Annotated in this window: 22 protein-coding genes; 8 read left to right on the forward strand and 14 right to left on the reverse strand. The window is 59.2% G+C overall.

The window, feature by feature from the left end; genetic code table 11:
* Nucleotides 1-4: 4 nt before the first annotated feature.
* Entirely contained in the window at nt 5-757 is a 753-nt protein-coding gene (locus ACP7EE_RS16485; protein WP_426235285.1) for an anti-sigma factor family protein, read from the reverse strand.
* On the reverse strand, nt 754-1,260 hold the full coding sequence (locus ACP7EE_RS16490) for a sigma-70 family RNA polymerase sigma factor (RefSeq protein WP_426235287.1): 507 nt from the start codon (nt 1,258-1,260) through the stop codon (nt 754-756). Before ACP7EE_RS16490 ends, ACP7EE_RS16485 begins: the two co-directional genes overlap by 4 nt.
* A gap of 157 nt (nt 1,261-1,417) precedes the next feature.
* Here ACP7EE_RS16490 and ACP7EE_RS16495 point away from each other — a divergent pair, with 157 nt between their 5' ends.
* Together ACP7EE_RS16495 and ACP7EE_RS16500 are read left to right on the forward strand one after the other, a co-directional pair.
* The gene (locus ACP7EE_RS16495; protein WP_426235289.1) at nt 1,418-2,512 is read left to right on the forward strand and encodes a catalase family peroxidase; all 1,095 of its coding nucleotides are present in this window, start codon (nt 1,418-1,420) and stop codon (nt 2,510-2,512) included.
* On the forward strand, nt 2,509-3,054 hold the full coding sequence (locus ACP7EE_RS16500) for a cytochrome b (RefSeq protein ID WP_426235291.1): 546 nt from the start codon (nt 2,509-2,511) through the stop codon (nt 3,052-3,054). The genes ACP7EE_RS16495 and ACP7EE_RS16500 overlap by 4 nt, the downstream gene beginning before the upstream one ends.
* A 66-nt stretch (nt 3,055-3,120) precedes the next feature.
* Here ACP7EE_RS16500 and ACP7EE_RS16505 read toward each other — a convergent pair whose 3' ends face one another.
* A complete protein-coding gene (locus ACP7EE_RS16505; protein ID WP_426235293.1) occupies nt 3,121-4,272 on the reverse strand; it encodes a M14 family metallopeptidase in 1,152 nt (383 codons plus the stop codon).
* A gap of 96 nt (nt 4,273-4,368) precedes the next feature.
* Here ACP7EE_RS16505 and ACP7EE_RS16510 point away from each other — a divergent pair, with 96 nt between their 5' ends.
* Nucleotides 4,369-4,587: a hypothetical protein gene (locus ACP7EE_RS16510; protein ID WP_426235295.1), complete on the forward strand. Its 219-nt coding sequence runs from the start codon at nt 4,369-4,371 to the stop codon at nt 4,585-4,587.
* Between the two features lie 163 nt (nt 4,588-4,750).
* Here ACP7EE_RS16510 and ACP7EE_RS16515 read toward each other — a convergent pair whose 3' ends face one another.
* Nucleotides 4,751-5,089, reverse strand: coding sequence for a DUF6124 family protein (locus ACP7EE_RS16515; protein ID WP_420650109.1), 339 nt, complete (start codon nt 5,087-5,089; stop codon nt 4,751-4,753).
* A gap of 129 nt (nt 5,090-5,218) precedes the next feature.
* On the opposite strand from ACP7EE_RS16515, the gene ACP7EE_RS16520 reads away from it, so the two are divergent.
* Entirely contained in the window at nt 5,219-5,878 is a 660-nt protein-coding gene (locus ACP7EE_RS16520; RefSeq protein WP_426235297.1) for a S24 family peptidase, read from the forward strand.
* Nucleotides 5,879-5,917: 39 nt separating this feature from the next.
* On the opposite strand, the gene ACP7EE_RS16525 is transcribed toward ACP7EE_RS16520, so the two are convergent.
* The 4 genes from ACP7EE_RS16525 to ACP7EE_RS16540 all read right to left on the reverse strand — a co-directional run bounded on the left by ACP7EE_RS16525 (nt 5,918) and on the right by ACP7EE_RS16540 (nt 11,567).
* Nucleotides 5,918-7,867 (reverse strand): acetyl/propionyl/methylcrotonyl-CoA carboxylase subunit alpha, encoded by a 1,950-nt coding sequence (locus ACP7EE_RS16525; RefSeq protein WP_426235299.1) that lies wholly within the window; start codon nt 7,865-7,867, stop codon nt 5,918-5,920.
* Nucleotides 7,867-8,682 carry a gamma-carboxygeranoyl-CoA hydratase gene (locus ACP7EE_RS16530; RefSeq protein ID WP_426235301.1) on the reverse strand — a complete coding sequence of 272 codons (816 nt, stop codon included), beginning with the start codon at nt 8,680-8,682 and terminating at the stop codon, nt 7,867-7,869. The genes ACP7EE_RS16525 and ACP7EE_RS16530 overlap by 1 nt, the downstream gene beginning before the upstream one ends.
* Nucleotides 8,683-8,695: 13 nt before the next feature.
* Entirely contained in the window at nt 8,696-10,300 is a 1,605-nt protein-coding gene (locus ACP7EE_RS16535; RefSeq protein ID WP_426235303.1) for a carboxyl transferase domain-containing protein, read from the reverse strand.
* A 103-nt stretch (nt 10,301-10,403) separates the two neighbouring features.
* Nucleotides 10,404-11,567, reverse strand: coding sequence for an isovaleryl-CoA dehydrogenase (locus tag ACP7EE_RS16540; protein WP_426235305.1), 1,164 nt, complete (start codon nt 11,565-11,567; stop codon nt 10,404-10,406).
* A gap of 362 nt (nt 11,568-11,929) precedes the next feature.
* On the opposite strand from ACP7EE_RS16540, the gene ACP7EE_RS16545 reads away from it, so the two are divergent.
* Nucleotides 11,930-13,627, forward strand: coding sequence for an AMP-binding protein (locus tag ACP7EE_RS16545; protein ID WP_426235307.1), 1,698 nt, complete (start codon nt 11,930-11,932; stop codon nt 13,625-13,627).
* 159 nt (nt 13,628-13,786) lie between these two features.
* Here the strand turns inward: ACP7EE_RS16545 and ACP7EE_RS16550 are convergent, their stop codons facing one another.
* From ACP7EE_RS16550 to ACP7EE_RS16565, 4 genes are all read right to left on the reverse strand, one after another.
* Nucleotides 13,787-14,017, reverse strand: a complete 231-nt coding sequence (locus tag ACP7EE_RS16550; protein WP_426235309.1) for a hypothetical protein — start codon at nt 14,015-14,017, stop codon at nt 13,787-13,789.
* 771 nt (nt 14,018-14,788) lie between these two features.
* Entirely contained in the window at nt 14,789-15,688 is a 900-nt protein-coding gene (locus tag ACP7EE_RS16555) for a hydroxymethylglutaryl-CoA lyase (RefSeq protein WP_426205431.1), read from the reverse strand.
* A gap of 146 nt (nt 15,689-15,834) precedes the next feature.
* On the reverse strand, nt 15,835-16,236 hold the full coding sequence (locus tag ACP7EE_RS16560; protein WP_420649019.1) for a MerR family transcriptional regulator: 402 nt from the start codon (nt 16,234-16,236) through the stop codon (nt 15,835-15,837).
* 55 nt (nt 16,237-16,291) lie between these two features.
* Entirely contained in the window at nt 16,292-17,236 is a 945-nt protein-coding gene (locus ACP7EE_RS16565; RefSeq protein WP_420649018.1) for a LysR family transcriptional regulator, read from the reverse strand.
* Between the two features lie 167 nt (nt 17,237-17,403).
* Here ACP7EE_RS16565 and ACP7EE_RS16570 point away from each other — a divergent pair, with 167 nt between their 5' ends.
* On the forward strand, nt 17,404-18,633 hold the full coding sequence (locus ACP7EE_RS16570; protein WP_426235312.1) for an acyl-CoA dehydrogenase: 1,230 nt from the start codon (nt 17,404-17,406) through the stop codon (nt 18,631-18,633).
* 138 nt (nt 18,634-18,771) lie between these two features.
* On the opposite strand, the gene ACP7EE_RS16575 is transcribed toward ACP7EE_RS16570, so the two are convergent.
* A complete protein-coding gene (locus tag ACP7EE_RS16575; protein ID WP_426235314.1) occupies nt 18,772-20,106 on the reverse strand; it encodes a substrate-binding domain-containing protein in 1,335 nt (444 codons plus the stop codon).
* Between the two features lie 91 nt (nt 20,107-20,197).
* The gene (gene xthA, locus ACP7EE_RS16580; protein WP_426235316.1) at nt 20,198-21,010 is read right to left on the reverse strand and encodes an exodeoxyribonuclease III; all 813 of its coding nucleotides are present in this window, start codon (nt 21,008-21,010) and stop codon (nt 20,198-20,200) included.
* On the opposite strand from xthA, the gene ACP7EE_RS16585 reads away from it, so the two are divergent.
* Entirely contained in the window at nt 21,009-21,287 is a 279-nt protein-coding gene (locus tag ACP7EE_RS16585; RefSeq protein WP_426235318.1) for a hypothetical protein, read from the forward strand. The genes xthA and ACP7EE_RS16585 overlap by 2 nt on opposite strands.
* A 24-nt stretch (nt 21,288-21,311) precedes the next feature.
* Nucleotides 21,312-21,962, forward strand: coding sequence for a GNAT family N-acetyltransferase (locus ACP7EE_RS16590; protein WP_420649013.1), 651 nt, complete (start codon nt 21,312-21,314; stop codon nt 21,960-21,962).
* Nucleotides 21,963-21,992: the final 30 nt, after the last annotated feature.

Below are 21,992 nucleotides of genomic sequence, written 5' to 3' on the forward strand. Positions count from 1 at the left end.
TTTCTCAGAATTGCAGCGATTGCTTGAGCACCTGCGCCGCCGGTGTATCGGTCGGGCTGACCATCGCATAGTTGTAACCGCTACCCGACCAATAGTCCGCGCGCAATTCGCCGTCACTGCGACTGCCGCGCGGCAGAAAAGTATTCTTCGGACCCGGTGGGCGCACGTAAAAGCTGATTTTGTGTCCGCCGTGATCCTCATACATGACCATCGCCGCCGGGCCTTCATCGGTACTCAGCAAGCGTCCGCTGACCGGAGAAAACCCGGCGGCTCTCAGATCCGGCAGGCGATTGGCCTGAGTGAAATAACGGTCGAGCCAACGCTGCATGTCGCCGTCGCCATCGACCTTATAGTCCGCCGGCAGAATGCCCTGCTGAGCAATCAGGCGGTAAGCCTGCAAGGCATCGGTCATCGGCGCCGGGGAATGCACCACGGTCATGTCCCGCGCTTGCCAGCCACCGAATCCACCGACGCTGACCGCAATCAGCAACACAGCGGCGCTGGCCCAGGCCTTGCGCGACTGCCGTTGGAGGCGCTGGCGGATCAGCGCCGGATCGAGTTCCGGATTGGCCGGCTGCTGCAATGCACCGCCGAGTGCGGCACGCAGGTGCTGGGCATCCAGTTGCCAGGCACGCACTTGCGCGGCTTGCTCAGGGTGGCTGGCCAGCCAGGTTTCCAGCACAAGCCGGTCGGCAGCGCTGAGTTGGTGGTCGACGTAGGCGTGCAGATCACGCTTGTTGGGCGGCAGGCTGATCATTTGAGTATCCGCAAGGGAGGGCTGCTGATTTCGCCGTCGCTGAGCTGACGCAAAGCCTGGCGCGCGCGGGACAGACGCGACATCACGGTGCCGGTGGGGACGTCGAGAATCTCGGCAACCTCTTTATAGGTCAAACCTTCGACTGAAACCATCAGCAGCAGGGCGCGCTGCTCGGTGGGTAAGCGGTCGAAAGCTTGCAGAGTCGATTGGGCGATCACCGTGCGTTCCGCCGAGGGCTCGGCATCGTCGCGGCCGGTGAGAAATTCGAGCATCCGCGCATAACGCCGTGAACGTCGATGGGCATCGAGGAACTGCCGATAGAGGATCGAAAACAGCCACGCGCGCAAATCACCGTCCGCGCGTTTGCCGGCCCAACTCGACAGGGCACGTTCCAGGCTGGCCTGCACCAGATCGTCGGCGCTGCTGCTGTTGCGCGTCAACGACAGGGCAAAGCGGCGCATGCCGGGAATGATTTCTCGCAGTTGTTCGTCGATTTCGCTCATGAAGTTCTGCTAGTCACTACGCTGTGGACTAGGAAGACGCCCGGCGTTCGAGGTTATTCCACGTTCGGAAAAATAAAAACCGGGCCGTGGAATAAATCCGCATGGCGTGCGTCTTGTTGATTCTTCCTACTTGAGGCCGCTGGCCCTGGAGTCGTTCATGGTTGATCGCAACTCACCTTCTGGTGGGCCGCAACGCCCGCCACTGAGTGCCGCGAGCCTGGTGCTGCGCCTTGGCGGCATTGCCGTGGTTGTCGCGGCGGTGGCCGGGGCGTTTGCCTACGTGCATGGCACCTTTGACCCACAACGTCTGACGCCCAAGGCGTTGGTCGATGTGCTGGAAAAGAACAGCGGCGTGCACGCGGGATTTCGCCGCAATCACGCCAAAGGTGTCTGCGTGATCGGGCATTTCGAGAACAGCGGCGAGGCGCGCTCGTTTTCCGTAGCGCAAGTATTCAGTGAGTCGCGCACGCCTGTGGTCGGACGTTTCGCACTGCCGGCCGGTAGCCCCTACGCGCCGGACAGCAGCGTGCCGATCCGCAGTCTGGCATTGCGCTTCACTCAAGCCAACGGCCAGCAGTGGCGCACCGGGATGAACAGCATGCCGGTGTTTCCGGTGGGTACGCCTGAGGCGTTCTATCAATTGCAGCAGGCGCAGTCACCGGATCCGGCCACGGGTAAACCCGATCCGGCCAAGGTCCCGGCGTTTTTCGGCAGTCATCCGGAAGCCGTACCGTTCCTGACCTGGATAAAGACTGCCAAGCCATCGGCCAGCTATGCCACGGAAACCTACAACAGCGTCAACGCGTTCTATCTGGTCGATGCCAGCGGCAAGAAACAAGCGGTGCGCTGGAGCATGACGCCACTGGCACAAGATGCGGCGGGCGCGACTGCCCCGGAGGGCGCAGACTTTCTGGAAAAAGATCTGGTGCAACGCTTGGCCTCCGGGCCGCTGCGCTTCCAGTTGAACATCACCTTGGCCAACGCCGACGATCCGGTGAATGACGCAAGCAAGGCCTGGCCGCAAGGTCGCAAAGTGCTGAATGCCGGTACGCTGGTGCTGGAAAAGACTCAGCCACAACTCAGTGGTGAGTGCCGCGACATCAATTACGATCCGCTGGTTTTGCCGGCCGGTATCGAAGGTTCCGCCGACCCGTTGCTCGCCGCACGGTCAGCTGGTTACGCCGATTCCTACCTGCGTCGCACCAGCGAAGTCAGTCAATTGCCCGCCACCAAACAGGAGGCTCGCCCATGAGCCCGCGCCCAACTCATTTCGCTCTTTTCGCGCGGCTTCTGCACTGGCTGATGGCGCTGATGATCATCGCCATGCTGTTTATTGGCGCGGGCATGGTGGCCTCGGTCTCGGCGCGGCATGAATGGCTGATCAACCTGCACAAGCCGCTGGGCATTGCGATACTCGCCTTGGTGATCGTGCGTCTGCTGGTGCGTTTGTCCACCCGTCAGCCGCCACTGCCCGATGACTTGCCGGGCTGGCAAGTGATGGCGGCCAAGGCTTCGCATGTGTTGCTGTACGCGTTGATGCTGATCTTGCCCCTGCTGGGCTGGGCGATGATCAGTGCGGCGGGGGATCCGGTGATGCTCGGCAGTTCGTTGCAATTGCCGTCGATTCTGCCGGCCGATGCGCAGGTGTTTGCGTTGTTGCGCAAGGCTCACGGTTATCTGGCGTATTTGCTGTTTCTGACGGTGTTGCTGCATCTGGCAGCGGCGCTGTTCCATGGCTGGGTGCGCCGCGATGAAGTGCTCGACAGCATGCTGCACGGCAAGCCGCGCGACTGATTGCTGCGGAGCACGCACAAAAAATCGCAGACTGGCTGCGATTTTTTGTGCGGCGCGCATAGGGTGTCAGCGCAGGCTGTCGACCATGTCGGCAACCGTGGTCAGCACGTCCTTGCCCAGTTGTTTCGAGCGTTTGCCCGACCAGCCGGTTTCGACATTCGGATGATCGTCGTGATCCTTGAATGGCATTTCCAACGTCAGTGCCAGGCAGTCGAACTTCTGACCGACGCTGTTGCACGCCAGCGTCATGTTGGCTTGCCCCGGTTCGTCGCGGGTGTAGCCATATTTGGTCTGGAAGTCTTTGGTGGTGCGCTTGAGGTGGCTGCGGAAGTGCTCTTCGAGCTTCTCGATCCGCGGCGTGAAACCGGGATTGCCTTCGCAACCGGCGGTGAACACGTGGGGGATTTCTTCGTCACCGTGTACGTCGATGAACAGATCCACGCCGTACTTTTCCATCTGCTGCTGTACGAAAAGTACTTCCGGGCTGATTTCCTGCGAAGCGTTCTGCCATGCGCGGTTCAAATCCTGGCCCATGGCGTTGGTGCGCAGGTGACCGTGGAAGGCACCGTCCGGGTTCATGTTCGGCACCAGATACAGGTCGGCGCTGGCCAGCAGTTTGTTCAGCACTGGATCGTCGTGCCGCTCCAGACGCTCGATCACGCCTTCCATGAACCATTCGGCCATGTGCTCGCCGGGATGCTGTTGGGCGATGATCCAGATTTTGCGCTGGCCTTCGGCGCCAGTGCCTTTGCGCAGCAGCTGAATGTCGCGACCTTCGACGCTTTTGCCGGTGGCCAGCAGCTCAGTGCCGGCCTTGCTTACTGCTTGCTCGATCAACCAGTCATGGCGACCACGGCTGTAAGGTTCGAAATAGGCGAACCAGGCGTGAGTGGCCGTGGCTTCGAGGCTGAAGCGCAGGCAATCGCCTTCAAAAATGGTCGGGACGCGGAACCAGTTGACGTGATCGTAGGAGGCAACGGCCTGGTAACCATCCCACGCTTTGTTGTATGAGGACTGGCTGGCGTTGTTCAGGCGAAACCAATGTTCCTGGCCGACATGCAGGCCACTGGCCTTGAAGTGAAACCACTGGAAATGCTGACTGCGGGTGTCTGGCTTGATCGCCAGCAGGGCTTGCAGCGGATTGCTGATATCCAGCACTTGAATGTTGCCGCTGTCGAAGTTGGCGCTGATGTCGAACGAAGATTTGGCCACGGTCATAGTCGCTTCCTGAATATGATTTTATGGCAGCCACTTTACACGCAAGACAGGGTTGAAACCGAGGGGATTTAGAGGGTAGGGCGGGGGGCGTCCTCCATGACGCGGAGGCAGCTTAGTGTCTATGCGATTGATTCTCAAGTGCTATTTGGCATTACTTTGGTCCAATGCAGCCGGGTGTCCCTTGCCAAGCGATATTCTTTTGCTATTATCCGCGCCATCGAATTTGCAGCACCCAAAGACTTCATTAGCCTGAAGACACAAGCCAGAAAAACTGGCAAAAAAAGACCCGGCAAAAAGCCGGGTCAAAAACCGTGATTAGCCTGATGAGGAGATAGTCCAGAAGACCGACCTAAGGTCTCTGGTCCATCGACTGATCTCGCGACCAGCTGCCTGCAATAATAATCATTATCATTTGCAAGTCAAACATTTTTATCTGCGCGATTGGAAAACTCTTTCCTGCACGTCCGCAGCTTTCCCCTCAGCGACCAGCGCCATCAATCGAGTGGTCGACCATCGCCCGTGCCATGTCCACCATGTGCACCACCGAAAAAGCCAGGTCTCGACTCACGCCCTGCAGGCCGTCAGCTGCCTTGAACGCGGTTGCCGCTGCACAGCGCAACAGATCCGATGCGTGCACCAAGGATTCTTCGCCACTCAGGTTGCGGTTGACGCCGAAGAAGCGCTCGTCAACGTCAGGTTCTGACACAGCTGGTTTCAAGTAATAGTCCATCGCTCGCTGCGCGGCGGCGTTGCCTTGTGGCGAGGTGAACGTGGTGTCCATTTGCAGATCGGGCAAGTCTTTACTGGTGATATTCATGGTGAAAGGTCACTCCTTGGTCGATTCAAATCCGTGGCCCAAGCATAATACCTATCGTAGTTGTGACCAGAATTTAAATACTACAGTATGTGTTTTGTTGGCCGAAGGCAGCGCAGTAAGGTGCGGCACATGGATAAATGGATTGAGTTGGTCAAAGCCAAAATGAGTGAACTCAAAGTCACTCAAGTCGTGCTCGGCGAGCGCGTCGGCATGTCTCAGGGTGGCATTGGCCACTGGCTGAACAAGCGTCGCGAGCCGGGCGTCACTGAAATGAATAAGGTGCTCAAAGCCTTGGGAATGGACTTTCTCGAAGTGGCGGTGGTGATCCGCGAGCCGCAGGTGGACGCGGACGATGAAATGCCTCTCGCGCAAAAGTACAACCCATACTTTCGCTACCCGGTCAGCGACTGGAGCGTGCCGAGCGAGGTGCGTGAAAGCGAGCCGGCGTATTCAGGCGCGAAGGACAAGCGGCGTTTCGAGCTGACGGGTTATCACGCCCCCGGCGGCGCAGCGTTCTGGCTGATGGTGAGCGGAAATTCGATGACCGCGCCCAGCGGTCAGAGTATCGCTGAAGGGATGCTGATTCTGGTCGATCCTGCGGCTGAAGCCGTGCCCGGCAAACTGGTAATCGCCCAATGGCCGGACAGCGACGAAGCGATCTTTCGCAAGCTGGTGGAAGAGGGCGGCCAGCGTTATCTGGTACCGCTCAATCCGACCTGGCCGAAGGCATTGTTCACCGACGAGTGCCGAATCATCGGTGTTGTGGTGGAGGCAACGGCCAGATTCTAGTCAGATCGATCCTCGCCAGGCGTAGGATCGATCTCCCTTTTACGCTTCTTCCAGTTCGACCAGCGCGCTGCCTTCGCTGACCATTTCGCCTTCCTGGCAATACAGCGCTTTGATCACTCCGGCATGCGGCGCGCGGATGCTGTGTTCCATCTTCATCGCTTCGAGCACCACCAGTTGTGCGCCAGCCTCGACCGCTTGGCCGGCCTCCACCAACACGCGCACGATGCTGCCGTTCATCGGCGCGGTCAGTCCGCCCTGATGGCTGTGGCTGGCTTCGACGGCGCTGATCGGATCGTAGCTTTCGATGCGCCGTAGTTCGCCGTCCCACTGCAAATACACCGCGTTGCCCTGACGGATCGCTCGCAGCTGACGACGCACACCAGCGTGCTCAATCCGCAAGTGCTCACCGAGCAGTTTTGCGTCGGTGCCAGCACCGAGCGTCAACGCCCGATCCTGACCTTCGCAACTCAGATGCAGTGCGATCTCCCGAGGCAGCCCAGTGCGTAAACCGCTATTGAACGCCCAAGGTGAAGCCGGATCATCTCCCCGACCTACATGCGGCAGACTTTGCATAAACGCCTGTCCCGCCACTTGCCAGAACTCATCACTCAGCGCACTTGGCGCCGGCAGTAACTGCTCCTGATAACGCGGAATAAACCCGGTATCCAGCTCCGCCGCCGCAAACGCCGGATGCGCAATGATCCGCCGCAGAAAGTTGATGTTGGTCTTCAACCCGCCAATCGCAAATTCATCGAGCATGCTCAACAGCCGCAAACGCGCCTGCTCGCGATCCTCACCCCAGGCAATCAGCTTGCCGAGCATCGGGTCGTAGAACGGTGAAATCTCATCGCCTTCTTCAACCCCGCTATCTACGCGCCGCCCCGGGCCTTCAGACGACTCTCGATACAAATCCAGACGTCCGGTGGCCGGCAAAAAGTCATTCGCCGGATCTTCCGCATACAAGCGCACTTCAATCGCATGCCCGTTCAGCGGCACTTGCTCCTGGGTGATCGGCAACGCTTCGCCACGCGCGACGCGGATCTGCCAGGCCACCAGATCCAGCCCGGTAATCGCCTCGGTCACCGGATGCTCGACCTGCAGCCGGGTGTTCATTTCCATGAAGAAAAACTCGCCGCGCGCGTCGAGCAAAAACTCGACCGTGCCGGCGCCAACGTAACCAATCGCCTGCGCCGAACGCACCGCCGCCTCGCCCATTGCCCGGCGCAACTCAGGGCTGAGGCCCGGTGCCGGCGCTTCTTCGACGACTTTCTGGTGGCGACGCTGAATCGAGCAATCACGTTCGTTCAGATACAGGCAGTTGCCGTGCTGATCGGCAAAAATCTGAATTTCCACATGACGCGGCTTGAGCAGGTATTTCTCCACCAGCATCCGCGAGTCGCCGAACGACGATTGCGCTTCACGCTGCGCCGAGGCCAGCGCTTCAGCGAGTTGGCTGACGTCCTCGACGACTTTCATGCCCTTGCCGCCACCACCCGCCGTAGCCTTGAGCAGCACCGGATAGCCGATGCGTTCGCAGGCTTCGCGGAAGGTTTCCACATCCTGTGCTTTGCCGTGATAACCCGGCACCAGCGGCACGCCGGCGGTTTCCATCAACGCCTTGGCGGCGGACTTGCTGCCCATCGCGTCGATGGCCGAGGCGGGCGGGCCGAGGAAGATCAGGCCAGCCGCTTCAATCGCACGAGCGAACCCGGCGTTCTCCGACAAAAAACCGTAACCCGGATGAATCGCCTGCGCGCCGCTGGCCTTGGCCGCTGCGATCAACTTGCCGATTTGCAGATAACTGTCAGCCGCTTTGCTGCCGCCCAGATCGACGCGGATGTCCGCTTCACGGCTGTGCCGCGCATCGCGGTCGGTGGCGCTGTGCACGGCGACGGTGGTCAGGCCCAAGGCCTTGGCGGTACGCATGACGCGGCAAGCGATTTCGCCACGGTTGGCCACCAGCAGGGTGGTGAGAACAGGTGCGCTCATCAACGCGGCTCCTTGGGGGTGGTTGCGGCTTGCCAGCTCGGCGGACGTTTTTGCAGAAACGCGCGCAGGCCTTCCTGACCTTCGGGGCTGACGCGGATCCGGGCGATGGCGTTTTCGGTGTAGCGGCGCAGGGCCGGGGTCAGTGCGCCGTTGCCGACTTCACGCAGCAAGTCCTTGCTGACGCGCATCGCGGCCGGGCTGTTGAGCAGCAAGTTGTCGATCCACTGTTCGACTTTTTGCTCAAACTCAGCGGCGGGAAAACTCTCGGACAACAAACCGATTTCCCGTGCACGCTGGCCACCGAAGCGCTCGGCAGTGAGCGCATAACGCCGGGCCGCGCGTTCGCCGATGGCTTGCACCACGAACGGACTGATCACCGCTGGCGCCAGACCTATGCGCACTTCCGACAGGCAGAACTGCGCGTCATCGGCGCCAATTGCCATGTCGCAGCAACTGATCAAACCCAGCGCTCCGCCAAACGCCGCGCCCTGCACTACAGCAACGGTGGGGATTTTCAGTTTGGCGAGGTTGTACATCAGCTCCGCGAGTTCGCGGGCGTCGTCGAGGTTGGTGTGGTAATCGAGTTCGGCCGATTGTTGCATCCACGCCAGATCGGCGCCGGCGCTGAAGTGCTTGCCACGTCCGCGCAGCAGCAGAAAGCGCAGACTGCTGTCGCCGGCTACTTTGTCGATGGCCAGAATCAATTCGCGGATCATTTCGGCATTGAACGCGTTGTTCTTTTCTGCGCGGTTGAGCCACAAGGTCGCGAAACCGCGTGGATCGGTTTGCAGTTCGAGGGTGTTGAAATCGCTCATAAGGTTCTCCCGATCACATCCGGAACACGCCGAAGCGGCTCGGTTCGATAGGCGCGTTCAACGACGCGGACAAGGCCAGGGCCAGTACATCACGGGTTTGCGCCGGGTCGATGACGCCGTCGTCCCACAGCCGTGCGCTGGAATAGTAGGGGTGACCCTGTTCTTCGTACTGGTCGAGAATCGGTTGCTTGATCTCGGCTTCCTGCTCGGTGCTGAACGCCTGACCGCTGCGTTCGGCCTGTTCGCGCTTGACCTGCACCAGCACGCCAGCCGCCTGTTCGGCGCCCATCACGCCGATCCGTGCGTTCGGCCACATCCACAGGAAACGCGGATCGTAAGCGCGGCCGCACATGCCGTAATTACCCGCACCGAAGCTGCCGCCGATGATCACGGTGAACTTCGGTACTTTGGCGCAGGCCACAGCGGTGACCAGTTTTGCGCCGTGTTTGGCGATGCCGCCGGCCTCGTATTTCTGGCCGACCATGAACCCAGTGATATTTTGCAGGAACAGCAGCGGAATCCCGCGCTGGCAGGCCAGTTCGATGAAGTGCGCGCCTTTCTGCGCGGCCTCGGCGAAGAGGATGCCGTTGTTCGCGAGGATGGCGATCGGGTAGCCGTGCAGATGAGCGAAACCGCACACCAACGTGGTGCCGAACAGTGCTTTGAATTCATCGAACACCGAGCCGTCGACCAGTCGCGCAATCACTTCGCGCACGTCGAACGGCTGCTTGGCGTCGGCCGAGACCACGCCATATAACTCGTCGCTGGCGTAGAGCGGGGCAATCGGCGCGCGTTGTTGCAGTTCGCCGAGCTTGCGCCAATTCAGGTTGGCAACGCTGCGTCGAGCAATGGCCAGCGCGTGTTCGTCGCTCTCGGCGTAATGGTCGGCGACCCCGGAAATCTTGCAGTGCACATCGGCACCGCCAAGGTCTTCGGCGCTGACCACTTCGCCGGTTGCGGCTTTCACCAGTGGCGGGCCGGCGAGGAAAATCGTCGCCTGATTGCGCACCATGATCGCTTCGTCAGCCATCGCCGGCACATAGGCGCCGCCAGCGGTGCACGAGCCCATGACCACGGCGATCTGCGGAATTCCCATCGCGCTCATGTTGGCCTGGTTGAAGAAGATCCGCCCGAAGTGTTCGCGATCCGGGAATACTTCGTCCTGACGCGGCAAGTTGGCGCCGCCGGAGTCGACCAGATAGATGCACGGCAGGCGGTTTTGCTGGGCAATGGTCTGCGCGCGCAGGTGTTTTTTCACGGTCAGCGGATAGTACGAGCCACCCTTCACCGTGGCGTCGTTGGCGACGATCATGCATTCGACGCCTTCAACGCGACCGATTCCGGCGATCACGCCAGCGGCCGGAACGTCTTCGCCGTACACCGCGTGTGCGGCCAATTGGCTGATCTCCAGAAACGGTGAGCCGGGATCGAGCAAGCGATTGATCCGTTCACGCGGCAGTAATTTGCCGCGCGAGGTATGCCGTTCCTGGGCTTTGGCGCCGCCGCCCTGTGCCACTTGGGCGAGCAGGGTGTGCAGCGCGTCGACCTGTTCGAGCATCGCCGCGCTGTTGGCGGCGAACTCCGCTGAACGCGGGTTGAGCTGGGTATGCAAGATCATGGGCTACTCCGTAGCAGCTTCAAGTTTCAAGCTACGAGCTACAAGTGAAGCAAAAGCTGATTGCTCTTGCGGCTTGAAGCTTGCGGCTTGCCGCTAACGAAATTTATTTCGTCTCGTTAAACAGTTCGCGACCGATCAACATGCGCCGGATCTCACTGGTGCCAGCGCCGATTTCGTACAGCTTGGCGTCACGCAGCAGACGACCGGCCGGGAATTCGTTGATGTAGCCGTTGCCGCCGAGAATCTGGATCGCGTCCAGCGCCATGCGCGTGGCGCATTCGGCGCTGTAGAGGATCACGCCGGCCGCGTCTTTACGCGTGGTTTCATTGCGCTCGCAGGCCTGCGCGACGGCGTAAAGGTAGGCGCGGCTGGCATTGAGTTGGGTGTACATGTCGGCGACTTTGCCCTGGATCAGCTGGAATTCACCGATGCTTTGGCCGAACTGTTTACGGTCGTGGATGTACGGCACGATCAGGTCCATGCACGCCTGCATGATCCCGGTCGGTCCGCCGGACAGCACCACGCGTTCGTAGTCGAGGCCGCTCATCAGCACTTTCACGCCGCCGTTGAGTACGCCGAGAATGTTTTCTTCCGGCACTTCGACGTCATCGAAAAACAGCTCGCAGGTGTTCGAGCCGCGCATGCCGAGCTTGTCGAACTTGTTGCTGCGACTGAAACCCTTCGAGTCGCGCTCGACGATAAATGCAGTGATGCCGTGCGGGCCTTTTTCCAGGTCGGTCTTGGCGTAGATCACGTAGGTGTTGGCGTCGGGGCCGTTGGTGATCCAGGTTTTGCTGCCGTTGAGGACGTAGTGGTTGCCGCGTTTCTCCGCGCGCAGTTTCATCGAAACCACGTCGGAACCGGCGTTCGGCTCGCTCATCGCCAGTGCGCCGACGTGTTCGCCGCTGATCAGTTTCGGCAGGTATTTGCTTTTCTGTTCGTGGTTGCCGTTGCGGTTGATCTGGTTGACGCACAGGTTGGAATGCGCGCCGTAAGACAACGCCACCGATGCCGAGCCACGGCTGATTTCTTCCATCGCTACGACGTGCGCCAGGTAACCCAGACCCGCGCCGCCGTACTCTTCCGGCACGGTAATGCCGAGCAGGCCCATGTCACCGAACTTGCGCCACAGATCAGCCGGAAACAGGTTGTCGATATCGATCTGCGCCGCGCGTGGGGCGATCTCCTTGGCAACGAAGGACTGCACCTGATCGCGCAACATGTCGATGGTTTCACCGAGGGCGAAGTTCAGGGATGGGTAGCTCATGGGTCACCTTTTGGCTTTTTTGTAGGGTGGGGAGGGCTGCGGTTCGGCTCTCACCTTTACGTTAACGTAAGCTTGCTGCGGATGGCTGTCAATCACCCTTTACGTTAACGTCAACTTAGGCGAGAGTAGGGCCAGTTCAAGATAGAAAGCGGACCAAACCTGGAGGAGTAAGCTCGTGTGGCGAGGGGATTTATCCCCGTTGGGCTGCGAAGCAGACCTGAATCATGCACCGAGGTGTGTCAGACAGTCCCAGTCAGCAGGATTTGGGGCCGCTTCGCAGCCCAACGGGGATAAATCCCCTCGCCACAAGTGTTCCTCCAGTAAGCGTCGGCAACCCATAAATAAACACAATAGGGGTCGTCATGGATCAACCCAGTGCAAACCCGCAGCGCAGCTACTCTCGCGGCTCCCAGGACAAAGCCTTGCTGGCGATGACCATCGGCCAGAAGTTCGACGACACCGTCGCGCAATACCCGGATGGCGAAGCGCTGGTGGTGCGCCATCAGCAGCTGCGTTACACCTGGCAACAACTGGCCGACGCGGTGGATGTGCATGCCCGAGCATTGCTGGCGTTGGGTTTGCAGACCGGCGACCGCCTCGGCATTTGGGCGCCAAACTGCGCGCAGTGGTGCATCAGCCAGTTCGCCAGCGCAAAAATCGGCGTGATCCTGGTCAACATCAATCCGGCCTATCGCAGCTCCGAACTGGAATACGTGCTCAAGCAATCCGGCTGCCAATGGCTGGTGTGCGCGGGATCGTTCAAGACCTCCGACTACCACGGCATGTTGCAGGGCCTGCTGCCGGAACTGGCGGAACAATCCATCGGCCAATTGCGCAGCGAGCGCCTGCCGAATTTGCGCGGTGTAGTCAGCCTTGATCCGCAGCCGCCCTCGGGTTTCCTGCCGTGGTCGCAACTGACGGATCTGGCGGCCAGCGTCTCCCCGCAACAACTACGCGAACGCAGCGACAGCCTGCACTTCGATCAACCCGTCAACATTCAATACACCTCCGGCACCACCGGTTTCCCCAAGGGCGCGACCCTCAGCCACTACAACATCCTCAACAACGGTTACATGGTCGGCGAGAGTCTCGGTCTGACGGCTGCTGATCGCTTGGTGATTCCGGTGCCGCTGTATCACTGCTTCGGGATGGTCATGGGCAATCTCGGCTGCATCACCCACGGCAGCACGATGATTTATCCCAACGACGCGTTTGATCCGCTGCTGACGCTTAGTACTGTCGCCGAAGAAAAAGCTACTGCGCTGTACGGCGTGCCAACGATGTTCATCGCCATGCTCGATCAGCCGCAGCGTGGCGAATTCGACCTATCAACGTTGCGCACCGGCATCATGGCCGGCGCAACCTGCCCGATTGAAGTGATGCGCCGCGTGATCAACGAGATGCACATGAGCGAAGTGCAGATCGCTTACGGCATGACTGAAACCAGCCCGGTGTCGTTACAGACTGGTCCGTCAGATGAATTGGAATTGCGCGTGACCACCGTCGGCCGCACTCAGCCGCAACTGGAAAGCAAGATCATCGACGAGGCTGGCAATCTGGTGCCGCGTGGCACCATTGGCGAGCTGTGCACGCGTGGTTACAGCGTGATGCTCGGTTACTGGAACAATCCGCAGGGCACCGCTGAAGCCATCGACGAAGCGGGCTGGATGCACACTGGCGATCTGGCGAGCATGAATGATGATGGCTACGTGAATATTGCTGGGCGCAACAAGGACATGATCATTCGCGGCGGCGAGAACGTTTATCCGCGTGAGCTGGAGGAGTTTTTCTTCACCCACCCGGCAGTGGCGGATGTGCAAGTGATCGGCATTCCGTGTGCGCGTTACGGTGAGGAAATCGTTGCCTGGATCAAATTTCATCCCGGCCACAGCGCTAACGAACTGGAGTTGCAGACGTGGTGCAAGGAACGCATTGCGCATTTCAAGACGCCGCGTCATTTCAAGTTCGTCGAGGAGTTCCCGATGACCGTGACCGGCAAGATTCAGAAATTCAGGATGCGCGAGATCAGTATCGAGGAGTTGGGCAGCGCTAGTGGCTGATGAAAAAGCCTGCGGTGCAAGCATGACTTTCCCGGAAAGCCATGCTTTTAAAACTTTTGATTAGGCCCGCAGTTTTTTCATTGCGGTTTGGGTCATATCGAGACGGGAGGCTTCAGGAGGCTATTCAACTCGACGATCAGGCCAAGGCTGAATTTCAACTTAGGGCAGTTCCAGTGGGGGAGGCAAATAATTATTTTTAACTTTTTCAAATTCCTCCGGCGACATTGCAACTCCATTGACGAGGTACCCGCCTACTTCAGCCGCTTCGCTGGTTAACTGCCAAGTTTCGCCCGACAGTTGAAGGTGCATCAGATCCCCTTCCCGTATTTCGAGAATTTTTACCACTCCTACGTATCCTGTACCTTTTGTCTTTGCGGTATAAGTGCTCATCTGCCGATCTCCTTGAAAGAACCAGATGCTGTTCTGGGTTCAACGCGATATTGGACCGACAGGAAAAAAAGCGCGCCTGTAAGAAATGACAGTTTTTTAGGTTGATTGGCTATAAGTACTAAGCTGCGGTGTTGTAAAGGGGGGGGGGCAGTCCTACGGATATGCAAGAGAAGTATTGCTGGAGCGCGGCGGAGGAGGCTTACGTAAAATTCAGGATTGTTAATGTGATATTCCGAAAGCACAAAGGGGAGCCGAAGCTCCCCTTTAATTTGTCGTTGCGTGCTCTTTTTTATTATTGAGGGGCGGTCTGTTGTTGTTTTTGGCAACCGTGGCCCTTTACAGCTGTTTTTGGCGACCCCCATGCGGGGTCAAGAGCAAACGTATTTTTTTGAGCGCTGATCTGCTTTCTCGTTTAACGATCCAACCGATTCGGGAGCTACCTGAGGGTAGTTTTATTGTTCTCTGCCCGGTTGCGAGTGATTCCGAGGAATACCCTGAAAAGCTTACCTTCTCCAAAAAAATCTGTTAGCTGCGTCTCTGTCGTGTTGTTCTTGTTATGTCAGAGTCGTTTCGTTTTGTTTTTATTGGTTTGCGGCTTTTTATTCTTGTTATGCCATAGAGATAGCAGGAGCCGTGCCAACTTTGTAAAAGCCTTTAAAATCAAGGCTTTGAAAATTTTGCAGGATTTGCCCTTCAGTAAAACGCAGACAATTTGTTTCCGTGTTACTCGCTTGCGCCCACGTTTCGAGCGAAGCGGTAACACTCCTGTCCTCACTGTGTGCTACGGGCCTTGGCCACGCGCGATCCGCTTGGGCGACCGAGCACCGCACTTATTTGCTGGCCAGCGGCAATCAACGCGTCGAGGTCGATGCCGGTTTCGATCCCCAAGCCGTTAAGCAGGTAAACCACATCTTCGGTGGCGACGTTACCGCTGGCGCCTTTGGCGTACGGGCAGCCGCCGAGGCCGGCAATCGAGCTGTCGAACACCGAAATACCCTCAAGCAGGCTGGCGTAGATGTTGGCCATGGCCTGACCGTAGGTGTCATGGAAATGTCCGGCGAGTTTCTCGCGTGGCACCTGCGCCGAGACCACTTCGAACAAACGGCGGGTCGCGCCTGCGGTGCCGGTGCCGATAGTGTCACCGAGCGACACTTCGTAGCAGCCCATCGCGTACAGCTCGCGCGCGACCAGCGCCACCTGTTCCGGCGCGACCGTGCCTTCGTACGGGCAACCCAGTACACAGGAAACGTAACCGCGCACGGTAACGCCGTGCTGTTTAGCGGACTCCATGATCGGTGCGAAACGCGCCAGGCTCTCGCTGATCGAACAATTGATGTTGCGCTGCGAGAACGCTTCGGACGCGGCTGCGAATACCGCCACTTCCTTGACCCCGGCGGCCAGTGCATCTTCGAAACCGCGCAGGTTCGGCGCCAGTGCGCCATAGACCACGCCGGGCTTGCGCTGGATCTGCGCGAACACCTCGGCCGACCCGGCCATCTGCGGCACCCACTTCGGCGAGACGAAACTGCCGACTTCTATATAGCCAAGACCGGCGGCGCTCAATGCGTCGACCAATTGCACCTTGTCAGCCACGCTGATCGGCTGGGCTTCGTTTTGCAGGCCATCGCGCGGGCCGACTTCGATCAGACGTACTTGGGAGGGGAGGGACATGGGATTGACCTGCTCACTTTTGAATTCGAGGAAGACACTGTGGGAGCGGGCTTGCCCGCGATGGCGTCGGGTCAGTCACCATCAATGCTGAATCATCTGGCCTCATCGCGGGCAAGCCCGCTCCCACAGGATGGTGTGGATGGCGGCTACTGCGCCACTTGCTGGCTTTTCAGCGTCTGTTCCAACGCCTGCACGCAGCGCTCTTCAGCGGTATCGAGTTCGAGCTTCATCTGTTCGATGTCGAGCAACTGCTGCTCCAGCTGTTCGCGGCGCTCGGTGATTTTCGCCAGCATGCTGTTCAACTGTTTGGTGTTACCGCTGCTAGGGTCGTACAGCTCGATCAGTTCGCGGCATTCAGCCAAGGAAAAACCGATGCGCTTGCCGCGCAGAATCAGTTTCAGGCTGACCTTGTCGCGCGGCGAATAAATGCGTTCCTGGCCGCGACGCTCAGGGCTGAGCAGGCCTTGCTCTTCATAAAAGCGGATCGCCCGGGTGGTGATGTCCAGCTCGCGGGCGAGGTCGGAAATGCTGTAGGTCTGACTGCTCATGAAAGCGCTCGAAGAAAGGTCTTGGCGCTAAGCTAATGGCTGCTTTACGTTTACGTCAAGTCGCGGGCGCCTGCAGCTTGTCGAGCTTCTTCTCGTGCGCTGTCACTTGTTGGCACAACTCGATCATCTGTTCGCGCATCCAGCGGTTGGCCGGGTCCTGATCGGTGCTTTCGTGCCAGTACAAATGCGTTTCCACTGGCGGCACATCATTCACCGGCAGATTGAACGCATGCAGTTCATGGCGACGGGCGAAACGTTCCGGCACGGTCATGACCATGTCGGTCTGCTGCAACACCTGCGAAGCCATCAAATAATGCTGCGAGCGCAGCGCGATCTTGCGCTGAATGCCCATTTTGCCCAGCGCCAGATCAACATGACCGAGGCCACTGCGGCGGCTGGAAATGTGGATATGCGTCAGCGACAGATAATCATCGAGCGTGAATTTTTCCTTGCCCGCCAGCGGATGGCCCTTGCGCATGGCGCAGACGTAACGGTCTTCCATCAGCTTGACGTGGCGCACCTGCGGGTCGGTATTGAGTGGCGCGTCCACGGCAAAGTCGAGACGCCCGGCCGCCAGCTCCTTGGTGGTTTCCCGGCGTTTCGACAGAAAGCTTTCGATGATCACCGTCGGCGCCAGACGCCGCAGACGCTGGAACAGCGGCGGCAGAATCACAGCCTCCGTCAAGTCAGTCATGCTGATGCGATAAGTCTTGGCCGCTTGCGACGGGTTGAAAATCCGGCTTTCCTGCACTGACACCCGCAGCAACGATAGCGCGTTGCGCACCGGGCCGATGATGTTCTGCGCCATCGGCGTCGGCACCATGCCCTGAGCAGTGCGCACGAACAGTGGATCGTTGAAGGTTTCGCGTAACCGCGCCAAGGCGTTCGACACCGCCGGCTGAGTGATACCGACAATCTGCCCGGCGCGGGTCAGGTTGGCTTCGGTATAGATCGCGTCAAAGACGATGAAGAGGTTGAGGTCGACCTTGCTCAGATTCATGACGCGTTTCTCTTGTTATGGGGGATGGCCAGGGCGGCTGACATCAGTGAAACATATATCGGTGATGAATGTTAATACACGCCGAGAATAGGCTAGGTAAATTATCAACGCTGTTCTAGCATCGATTGCATGACCTAAACAACCTCTCCAGAAGAAGGTAGCTGCTCATGGATTTCGCGTATTCGCCCAAGGTTCAGGAACTGCGTGAGCGCGTAACCGCGTTCATGGACACTTACGTTTATCCGGCCGAAGCCGTGTTCGAGCGCCAGGTTGCTGAAGGTGACCGCTGGCAGCCGACGGCGATCATGGAAGAACTCAAAGTCAAGGCCAAAGCCGAAGGCCTGTGGAATCTGTTCCTGCCGGAATCGGAACTGGGTGCCGGCCTGACCAACCTCGAATACGCGCCGCTGGCGGAAATCATGGGCCGCTCCCTGCTCGGGCCTGAGCCGTTCAACTGCTCGGCGCCGGACACCGGCAACATGGAAGTGCTGGTGCGTTACGCCAACGAAGAACAGAAACAGCGTTGGCTCGAACCGCTGCTGCGCGGCGAGATCCGCTCGGCATTCGCCATGACCGAACCGGATGTTGCCTCCTCCGATGCCACCAATATGGCCGCCCGCGCCGTGCGTGATGGCGATTCGTGGGTGATCAACGGCAAGAAGTGGTGGACCTCCGGCGCCTGCGATCCGCGCTGCAAAATCATGATCTTCATGGGCCTCAGCGATCCCGACGCGCCACGCCATGCTCAGCACTCAATGATTCTGGTCCCAGTCGACACACCCGGCGTGAAAATTGTGCGCCCGCTGCCAGTCTTCGGTTACGACGACGCACCGCACGGCCACGCCGAAGTGCTGTTCGACAATGTGCGCGTGCCGTACGAAAACGTCCTGCTCGGTGAAGGACGCGGCTTCGAAATCGCTCAAGGTCGCCTCGGCCCAGGCCGGATTCACCACTGCATGCGCTCGGTCGGCATGGCCGAACGCGCACTGGAATTGATGTGCAAACGTTCGGTGAGCCGCACGGCATTCGGCAAACCGCTGGCGCGTCTGGGCGGCAACGTCGACAAGATCGCTGACTCGCGGATGGAGATCGACATGGCGCGTCTGCTGACATTGAAGGCCGCGTACATGATGGACACCGTCGGCAACAAAGTAGCGAAAAGCGAAATCGCGCAGATCAAGGTTGTCGCGCCGAACGTGGCGTTGCGCGTGATCGACCGGGCAATTCAGATGCATGGTGGGGCAGGGGTTTCGAACGATTTCCCGCTGGCCTATATGTACGCCATGCAACGCACCCTGCGCCTGGCCGACGGCCCGGACGAAGTGCACCGCGCGGCGATCGGCAAGTTCGAGATCGGCAAATATGTGCCGAAAGAAATGCTGCGTAGCGGTCATTAAGACCGCGGTGCTTCTATCGCGGGCAAGCCCGCTCCCACAGGTTTCACGGGTGCTCGCAACAATGCGTTCACTGGAGATCCCTGTGGGAGCTGGCTTGCCAGCGATGGCGTCAGTACAGGCAACCCATCAACACCAGATTCAATAAACCCAAACCTCAACCCGCCGATTCTTGATCCGCCCCTCATCAGCGCTATTCGCCGCCACCGGCATCAGCGCGCCAAACCCGCGTACTTCGCGCAGCACCACGCCGTCCTTGACCAACTCGCGGCGCACCGCCATCGCGCGCAACTTCGACAGCAAATCTGCGCGCGCCGGGTCATCCTTGGCATCACCAAATCCCACCAGCGTCACCGCGCGGTCGGTCTTGTCATGGCGCTGTATATAGTCGAACACTCGCGCCAGATCCTGGCGTGCCTTGTTGTCGAGGCTGGCGCTGCCTTCTTCAAAACGGAAATTGACTGTCAGACGTTGGGCGTGACGGCTGAGTGATTGATAACCCTCGGGCATCAGCGCATTCGGCGTGACGGCGATGGCTTGCACGGTCTGCGCGATAAAGCCGTTGTTCGCGACAATCACTTGGCCTTGCGGGCTTTGCGCACATTCCACCAACGCCTTGGCCCAAGGGTTTTTGCTGTCCGGCGGCAGGTAGAAAAACAAACGTCGCGACAGCGGATAATCTTCGGTGGCGATCAGGCTGTTCAGCGGCAACATCGCCTGAGATTGCCCGTCGACAATCGCCACGGCTTTGGCCTGGCGCACATAAGGCAGGCCGATAAAGCCGATGCCCTGCGGATCAGCGCTCACCGCATCGGACAATTGCTCGCTGGATTCAAACCTTTTCGCTGCGCTGTTCAGCGTTTTCCCACGACGACTGAGGACCAGTTCCTTGAACGTGTCGTAGGTGCCGGATTGATCATCCCGCGCATATAAATGAATCGTCCCACCCTTGCCGCCGACTTCTTCCCACGTCTTCGCTTCGCCACTGAAGATCCGCGCCAGTTGCTCGGTGTTCAATTGCTGCAATGGATTGGCGGGGTGCAGGATGATCGCCAGGCCATCGATGGCGATCACTTGTTCGGCGCTGGGGCTTTTCAGATTGCCGAGGGCTTGCAGGCTCAGCAGTTCGCTGTCCTTGATCGGGCGTGAGGACGCCGCGAGGTCGGCGGTAGCGGATTTGAGTGCGCTGAAACCAGTACTTGAACCATGCGCGGCGAGTTCGACCACCACGCGTTTACCTTGGGCGGTCTGCCCGACGATGCGCTGTTCGTTGGCGGAATCCGGGGTTTCGCGGTGGATTTTCAGCAAGCCCTGTTCTTGCAGAAGGCCCTCGACCAGCGCGGGGCCGAGCGCCGCGCCGATGGTGTTCGAGCCCTGGATGCGCAAAACCGCGCCGTTCTCGGGAATGGGCAGGGTGGCGGCCGTCACCGACAGCCACGCACTCATCAGAAAAACGCACAAAACGCGCAGGGTCATGCCGGCACCGATTGAAGACAAGGGGATTGCCGGGGAGATTAAGTCAGGTGCATGACCATAAAATGACAAAGGCCCCTTTCGGGGCCTTGTTTCAGCTCAACTCAAGCCAGATCGGCGCATGATCCGACGGCTTCTCCATCGCGCGCAGTTCATAGTCGACACCGGCAGCCTTCACCCGCGGCAACAACCCGTGCGAAGCCAGAATCACATCAATGCGCAACCCGCGTTTCGGCTCGTCTTCAAAGCCACGGCTGCGGTAATCGAACCAGCTGAAGGTGTCCGTCACATCCGGGTTCAGATGGCGGTAGCTGTCGGTCAGACCCCAATTCTTCAGGCGCGCCATCCACTCGCGTTCTTCCGGCAGGAAGCTGCATTTGCCGGTTTTCAGCCAGCGCTTCATGTTGTCCGGGCCGATGCCGATGTCGCAGTCTTCCGGCGAAATGTTCACATCGCCCATCACCACCACCGGTTGTTCGTTGCTGAACTGGCTTTCCAGCAGCGTTTGCAAATCGCTGTAGAAGCGCTGCTTGGCCGGGAATTTGGTCGGGTGGTCGCGGCTTTCGCCCTGTGGGAAATAGCCGTTCATGATCGTTACCGGCACGCCGTTGGCGTCGGCGAAGGTGCCCCAGATGAAGCGGCGCTGAGCGTCTTCTTCATCGCTGGCGAAACCTTTGTGCAGGGCAATCGGCTCTTTGCGCGAGAGCATCGCGACGCCGTAGTGACCCTTTTGACCGTGGTAATAAACGTGGTAGCCCAGCGCCCTGACTTCTTCCAGCGGGAACTGATCGTCGTGGACTTTGGTTTCCTGCAGACCGATGACATCCGGCTGATGCTTGTCGATCAGCGCCGCCAACTGATGCGGGCGGGCGCGCAGTCCGTTGATGTTGAAGGAGACAATCTTCATGGTCGGCAGTCCTGGCAAAAGGGCGATGCTAGCTGACATGACCGGCGTCGGCCAGTCTGGAATGGATATGCTGACTGCTCAGGCCCTATCGCTGGCAAGCCAGCTCCCACAGTGTTTGATGGTGTACATAAATTTTGTGCTCGCCGAAAATCCCTGTGGGAGCTGGCTTGCCAGCGATGAGGCCCGACTGGTCGATGAAGATCCATGCTTGGGCTATACCTGTGGGGAACTGCACCGTAGCCAAAAGGTTCGTACCAACAAGAGCGCAGTCATTTGAGCCGCGCCGGGGAGAATCATCGTCATGCCCGAAACTTCGACCGCCATCGCCGATATCCACATGCTCGACCGTGGTTACTCGCGAGAAGCCCGTTCCTTGCTCTACCAGGCTTACCGGCACGAGCCGACCTTCGCCTATCTGTTCGAGGCCGAGCGTCCCGGTTACGAGCAACGCGTGCGCGCGACCGTACGCGAATTGGTCAAACAACACTTTCTGCAGGATCTGCCGGCCATCGGCCTGCTGGTCAACGACCGCCTGATCGGCATAGCCCTGATCGCGCCGCCGCAACGCCGTCTGGGCGTCACCGAGAGTTGGGCCTGGCGCCTGCGCATGGTGCTCAGCACCGGTTTCCGCTGCACCCGGCGCTATCTGGAATATCACGCCGCAGTTGAGGCCTGCGTGCCGACTGATTCGGTGCACATGCTGCCGCTGCTCGGCGTGCATCCGCAATTTCAGGGCAAGCACTTCGGTGAGCAATTGTTGCAAGCGGTGCACAACTGGTGCGCGGTCGACGAATCCTCCCAAGGCGTGGTGCTCGACACCGGCAATCCGCGTTACCTGGAGTTCTACAAACGCCAGGGCTACGAGGAAGTCGGCGAAGTCGCGGTTGGCCCGGTGCGCGAGCATGTGTTTTTCCACGCCAATCCGCAGGTGTTACAAACAGCAACAGCATAACCATCGAACTTCTTGGGAAATTTCCTGTTC

Origin of the sequence: Pseudomonas sp. TWP3-2 (assembly GCF_049897765.1) — a bacterium.
Classification (GTDB): Bacteria; Pseudomonadota; Gammaproteobacteria; order Pseudomonadales; family Pseudomonadaceae; genus Aquipseudomonas.

Bases quoted from the DNA above. Each gene is read 5' to 3' on its own strand.
- ACP7EE_RS16495 (WP_426235289.1), top strand. From the start codon at position 1,418: ATGGTTGATCGCAACTCACCTTCTGGTGGGCCGCAACGCCCGCCACTG.
- ACP7EE_RS16555 (WP_426205431.1), bottom strand. From the start codon at position 15,688: ATGTCCCTCCCCTCCCAAGTACGTCTGATCGAAGTCGGCCCGCGCGAT.
- ACP7EE_RS16570 (WP_426235312.1), top strand. From the start codon at position 17,404: ATGGATTTCGCGTATTCGCCCAAGGTTCAGGAACTGCGTGAGCGCGTA.
- ACP7EE_RS16585 (WP_426235318.1), top strand. From the start codon at position 21,009: ATGGTCGGCAGTCCTGGCAAAAGGGCGATGCTAGCTGACATGACCGGC.
- ACP7EE_RS16565 (WP_420649018.1), bottom strand. From the start codon at position 17,236: ATGAATCTGAGCAAGGTCGACCTCAACCTCTTCATCGTCTTTGACGCG.
- ACP7EE_RS16530 (WP_426235301.1), bottom strand. From the start codon at position 8,682: ATGAGCGATTTCAACACCCTCGAACTGCAAACCGATCCACGCGGTTTC.
- ACP7EE_RS16520 (WP_426235297.1), top strand. From the start codon at position 5,219: ATGGATAAATGGATTGAGTTGGTCAAAGCCAAAATGAGTGAACTCAAA.
- ACP7EE_RS16500 (WP_426235291.1), top strand. From the start codon at position 2,509: ATGAGCCCGCGCCCAACTCATTTCGCTCTTTTCGCGCGGCTTCTGCAC.
- ACP7EE_RS16505 (WP_426235293.1), bottom strand. From the start codon at position 4,272: ATGACCGTGGCCAAATCTTCGTTCGACATCAGCGCCAACTTCGACAGC.
- ACP7EE_RS16525 (WP_426235299.1), bottom strand. From the start codon at position 7,867: ATGAGCGCACCTGTTCTCACCACCCTGCTGGTGGCCAACCGTGGCGAA.
- ACP7EE_RS16560 (WP_420649019.1), bottom strand. From the start codon at position 16,236: ATGAGCAGTCAGACCTACAGCATTTCCGACCTCGCCCGCGAGCTGGAC.
- ACP7EE_RS16535 (WP_426235303.1), bottom strand. From the start codon at position 10,300: ATGATCTTGCATACCCAGCTCAACCCGCGTTCAGCGGAGTTCGCCGCC.
- ACP7EE_RS16510 (WP_426235295.1), top strand. From the start codon at position 4,369: ATGACGCGGAGGCAGCTTAGTGTCTATGCGATTGATTCTCAAGTGCTA.
- ACP7EE_RS16490 (WP_426235287.1), bottom strand. From the start codon at position 1,260: ATGAGCGAAATCGACGAACAACTGCGAGAAATCATTCCCGGCATGCGC.
- ACP7EE_RS16540 (WP_426235305.1), bottom strand. From the start codon at position 11,567: ATGAGCTACCCATCCCTGAACTTCGCCCTCGGTGAAACCATCGACATG.
- ACP7EE_RS16485 (WP_426235285.1), bottom strand. From the start codon at position 757: ATGATCAGCCTGCCGCCCAACAAGCGTGATCTGCACGCCTACGTCGAC.
- ACP7EE_RS16590 (WP_420649013.1), top strand. From the start codon at position 21,312: ATGCCCGAAACTTCGACCGCCATCGCCGATATCCACATGCTCGACCGT.
- xthA (WP_426235316.1), bottom strand. From the start codon at position 21,010: ATGAAGATTGTCTCCTTCAACATCAACGGACTGCGCGCCCGCCCGCAT.
- ACP7EE_RS16515 (WP_420650109.1), bottom strand. From the start codon at position 5,089: ATGAATATCACCAGTAAAGACTTGCCCGATCTGCAAATGGACACCACG.
- ACP7EE_RS16545 (WP_426235307.1), top strand. From the start codon at position 11,930: ATGGATCAACCCAGTGCAAACCCGCAGCGCAGCTACTCTCGCGGCTCC.
- ACP7EE_RS16575 (WP_426235314.1), bottom strand. From the start codon at position 20,106: ATGACCCTGCGCGTTTTGTGCGTTTTTCTGATGAGTGCGTGGCTGTCG.
- ACP7EE_RS16550 (WP_426235309.1), bottom strand. From the start codon at position 14,017: ATGAGCACTTATACCGCAAAGACAAAAGGTACAGGATACGTAGGAGTG.